Source organism: Erythrobacter donghaensis, from assembly GCF_001557325.1.
GTDB lineage: Bacteria > Pseudomonadota > Alphaproteobacteria > Sphingomonadales > Sphingomonadaceae > Erythrobacter > Erythrobacter donghaensis_B.
The window spans coordinates 1-4,185 of record NZ_LSJS01000287.1; the positions used below are offsets into that span (position 1 = coordinate 1).

The 4,185-nt window shown below is 68.3% G+C and carries 4 protein-coding genes and 1 pseudogene; all 5 read left to right on the forward strand.

The genetic code is table 11. The features are described from left to right. Window positions 1-331, forward strand: a pseudogene (locus AX692_RS20315) (hypothetical protein); the annotation flags it as partial. A gap of 206 nt (window positions 332-537) precedes the next feature. Beyond that, window positions 538-969 carry a TIGR01244 family sulfur transferase gene (locus AX692_RS16220; protein WP_073974671.1) on the forward strand — a complete coding sequence of 144 codons (432 nt, stop codon included), beginning with the start codon at window positions 538-540 and terminating at the stop codon, window positions 967-969. 12 nt (window positions 970-981) lie between these two features. After that, window positions 982-1,401 (forward strand): hypothetical protein, encoded by a 420-nt coding sequence (locus AX692_RS16225; RefSeq protein ID WP_081095399.1) that lies wholly within the window; start codon window positions 982-984, stop codon window positions 1,399-1,401. Then, window positions 1,394-2,353 (forward strand): sterol desaturase family protein, encoded by a 960-nt coding sequence (locus tag AX692_RS16230; RefSeq protein ID WP_073974670.1) that lies wholly within the window; start codon window positions 1,394-1,396, stop codon window positions 2,351-2,353. Before AX692_RS16225 ends, AX692_RS16230 begins: the two co-directional genes overlap by 8 nt. A 25-nt stretch (window positions 2,354-2,378) precedes the next feature. Then, window positions 2,379-3,968 (forward strand): GMC family oxidoreductase, encoded by a 1,590-nt coding sequence (locus AX692_RS16235; RefSeq protein WP_073974669.1) that lies wholly within the window; start codon window positions 2,379-2,381, stop codon window positions 3,966-3,968. Window positions 3,969-4,185 lie beyond the last annotated feature (217 nt).

A 4,185-nucleotide genomic window follows, 5' to 3' on the forward strand; every position in this document is an offset into this window, starting at 1 on the left:
CGCCACCGCCGCCGCCCGGGCCGCGCGGGCCACCGCCGCCGAAGCCGCCGCCACCGCCGCGCGGACCACCGCCGCCGCCGCCGTAGCGATCACCACCACCGCCACCGCCGAACCGGTCGCCGCCACCGCCACCGAAGCGGTCACCGCCTCCGAACCGGTCGCCGCCGAAATCGCGGGGCGGAAAACCGTCATTCCCGCCGCCAAACGGATCGAAGCCATCTTCGCCGAAACCGTCGCGCTTGTCGCGGCCGCGCCGGCGTCCCCTATCGTAACCCATAGATCAACACGTACCTTGCCACACTGCCCTTCCTCCTATGCGCCGATGTCGTGAGCAGTGAGCCGCACCGGACACAGGCGCGCCGAGCTTGAGGTCCGGCAGCGCACGTGGCTTCCGGTATAGCGCACAAAAGCCTGCTTTGCGAACGAAATAACCGGACGCCCGGCATGGGTTCGCAAGCAGCTGCGCGCATGCTTGTGCCGAGGCCGGGCTTTGGGCATGAGTGCAGGGCACGGGTCACGGGATAGCAGGACAACAGCATGAGCGATTTTCGCCGCCTCAACGAAAATGTGTTGGTGAGCCCGCAGCTTGCGCTGGAGGACATCGCCGCTGCCGCCGCGCTCGGTGTCACGACCGTCGTCAACAACCGCCCCGACGGCGAGGAGCCTTCCGCGCCGCAGGGTGACGCGGTCGAGGCGGCGGCCGCCGCGGCGGGGCTCAACTATGTCGCCATTCCGGTCGGCCATTCGGGTTTCAGCGAGCCGCAGGTCGATGCGATGATCGCCGCAATGGAGCAGGCCGAGGGCCCGATTCTCGCCTATTGCCGCTCGGGCACGCGATCGACGCTGCTATGGGCGCTCGCCTCGGCCAAGCAGGGCGTGGCGCCCGAGACCATCGCCCGCTCCGCGGCGCAGGCAGGCTACGACGTCAGCCCGATTCGCGCGATGATCGACATGCTCGCCGCGCGCTGAGGCGCACGCCCCGTGACCCTGCTGACACAGACCGCCGGCTCGCTGGTCGCGATCCTCGCTCTGGCGGGGCTGGCGTGGTGGCTGAGGCTGGGCGGCACCCGGCGGCTGGACAGCGCGGAGGCAGTCGCGCAGGCGGCGGGCGAGGTCGAGGACGGTTTCGCGCCGGTCGCCATCGCCTGCGATGCCGAAGGAGCGAGCGCGCTCGCCCGCGATGCCGCGGGGCGGATCATGGTGATCAGACGCCACGGCAACCGCTTCGCCGGGCGCGTGCTCGGCCCCGTTGCGACTGCGCGGCTGGAGGAGCAGCCCGGCGAATACAACCTCGCCGTCGACCCGGGCGAACCGCGCTTCGGCAAGGTCTTCCTGACCCTCCCCGAGCCCGAGGCTTGGGCGGACGCGATCAATGGGCTAAACGGGCGGCAGGATGCCTGACTTCGAACCCACCAAATACGCCGTGCCGCTGTTCGTGGTCGCGGTGCTCGCCGAGATGATCTGGGCGAAATTCCGCGCGCCGGAGGCCTATGAGCCGAAAGACACCCTCGTCAGCCTGATGTTCGGGCTGGGGTCGACCGTCGCGGGCGCGCTGCTCGGCGGCTTCGCGCTCGCCGTGTTCATACGGGCCTACGATTACCGCGTCTTCGATTTCGGCCCCGAGTGGTGGGCAGTGTGGTGGGCCTGGCCGCTGTGCTTCGTGCTCGACGACCTGAAGTATTACTGGGTCCACCGCGCCGGGCACCGCATCCGCTGGATGTGGGCGAGCCACGTGAACCACCACTCCTCGCAGCACTACAACCTGTCGACCGCGCTCCGGCAGACGTGGACAGGGATGTTCACCTTCGGCTTCCTCTTCGCGCTGCCGCTGGTGCTGCTCGGGTTCCACCCGGCGATGATCGCGATCTGCGGCGGGTTCAACCTCATCTACCAGTTCTGGATCCATACCGAGGCGATCGGGCGCATGCCGCGCTGGTTCGAGGCGGTGATGAACACCCCCTCGCACCACCGCGTCCACCATGCGACCAACCCGCGCTATCTCGATACGAACTACGCGGGTGTCTTCATCGTGTGGGACAGGATGTTCGGCACCTTCACCCCCGAGGTCGATGACGAGAAGATCCGCTACGGGATCGTCAAGCAGCTCGGCAGCTTCAACCTGCTGTGGGCGGTGTTCCACGAATGGATCGGCATGCTCAGCGACATCTGGCGCGCGCCGTGGAAGCACAAGCTCTCCTACCTCCTGCGCGAGCCCGGCTGGAGCCATGACGGCAGCCGCGAGACCAGCGACATGATTCGCAGCCGATGGAAGGCGCGGGTCGGCACCGCTGCGCCACAAACTGCATCAGTGGCTGATCGAAACCGGATTGCCGGGGGCGCCGAAGCTGCCTAAGTCTCTCCCGTCCAAGGGAGAGATCATGGAAAGTTTCGATTACATCGTGATCGGCGGCGGCAGCGCGGGCAGCGCTGTCGCCGGGCGCCTCGCGGTCGACGGCACGCGCCGTGTGTGCCTGCTTGAGGCCGGCGGGCGCAACGACAACATTCTGGTGAAGACGCCGGGCTTCATGCCCTTCCTGCTCAAGAACGCGAACTACCGCTACGAAACCGTGCCGCAGAAGGGCCTGGGTGGCCGCACCGGATACCAGCCGCGCGGGCGCGGGCTCGGCGGCTCCTCGGCGATCAATGCGATGGTCTACATTCGCGGCAACCGCTGGGATTACGACAACTGGGCGGCCGAGGGGGCTACCGGCTGGGCCTATGACGACGTGCTCCCCTATTTCAAGCGCGCCGAAGCCAACGTGCGCGGCAGCGACGACTTCCACGGAGCCGGTGGCCCGCTGTTCGTCGAGGACCAGAAATACGCCAATCCCGCCAGCCACGCCTTCGTCGAGGCGGCGGCCGCCTTGCAGCTGCGCACCAACGGCGACTTCAACGGCGAACGGCAGGAGGGCTTCGGGCTCTACCAGGTCACCCAGCACAAGGGCGAACGCTGGTCGGTGGCGCGCGCCTATGTCGAGCCGATCCGCGAGCAGGGCAACTTCGCGGTGCGCACCGACACGCTGGTCGAGAAGCTCATCATCGAGGCGGGGCGCGTCACCGGCGTGCAGATCCGGCGCGGCGGCAAGTCAGAGACTCTGCTCGCGCGCCGCGGCGTGGTGCTGAGCGCGGGCGCGTTCAACTCGCCCCAGATCCTGATGCTGTCCGGTGTCGGCCCGGCCGCGCACCTCAAGGAGCACGGTATCGACGTGGTGGTCGACCGGCCCTCAGTGGGCGGCAATCTCCAGGACCATATCGACTATGTCTCGGGCTGGGAGACAAGCAGCGACGTCCCGATGGGTCAGACCCTCAAGGGCACGCTCAAGATGGCTGCCGCGATCGTCGAACACCGCCGCAAGCGGACGGGCGTGATGACGACCTGCTATGCGGAAGCCGGCGGGTTCTGGACCGTTATGCCCGACGCGCCGGCGCCCGATGTGCAGTGGCATTTCGTCCCCGCAGTGCTCGAGGACCACGGGCGTGAGAAGGTGAAGGCGCACGGCTTCTCGCTCCACGCCTGCGTGCTCAGGCCCGAGAGCCGCGGCACGGTGCGGCTCGGGAGCGCCGATGCGGCGGCGGCGCCGGTGATCGACCCCAACTTCCTCGCCGACGAGCGCGACATGGCGACCCTGCGCGCCGGCGTGCGCCTGTCGCACCGCATCGCCGAGGCACCGCCGTTGCAGGCCTTCGGTCCACGCGACCGGCACCCCATCGACCTCAACGATGACGCCGCGCTCGACACCCTGATCCGCGCGCGGGCCGACACCGTCTATCACCCCGTCGGCACTTGCCGCATGGGGTCGGACGCGGATGCGGTGGTCGATCCGACGTTGAAGCTCAACGGGCTCGAGGGCCTGTGGGTGGCGGATGCGAGCGTGATGCCCAAGATCGTCAGCGGCAACACCAACGCGCCGAGCATCATGATCGGCGAAAGGTGCGCGGATTTCGTGATGGCAGCGGAGAGAGCCTGAGACCCGGCAAGCCGCAGAGCGCAGTCTCGGCCCGCCAACGGACGGGCCGCAAGCGCGAACGCGCGTCCGCAGGTGCCCGGAGCGTAGCGGAGGAACAGCACCGAGGATGCTCGCACGGAGGGGCGAGCGAAACACAAAAAAGGGCCGGAGAGCTTGCGCTACTCCGGCCTTTATCAGTTTGTTCGTTCGCAGGAGGAACAAGGTGAGGCGGGGGGAG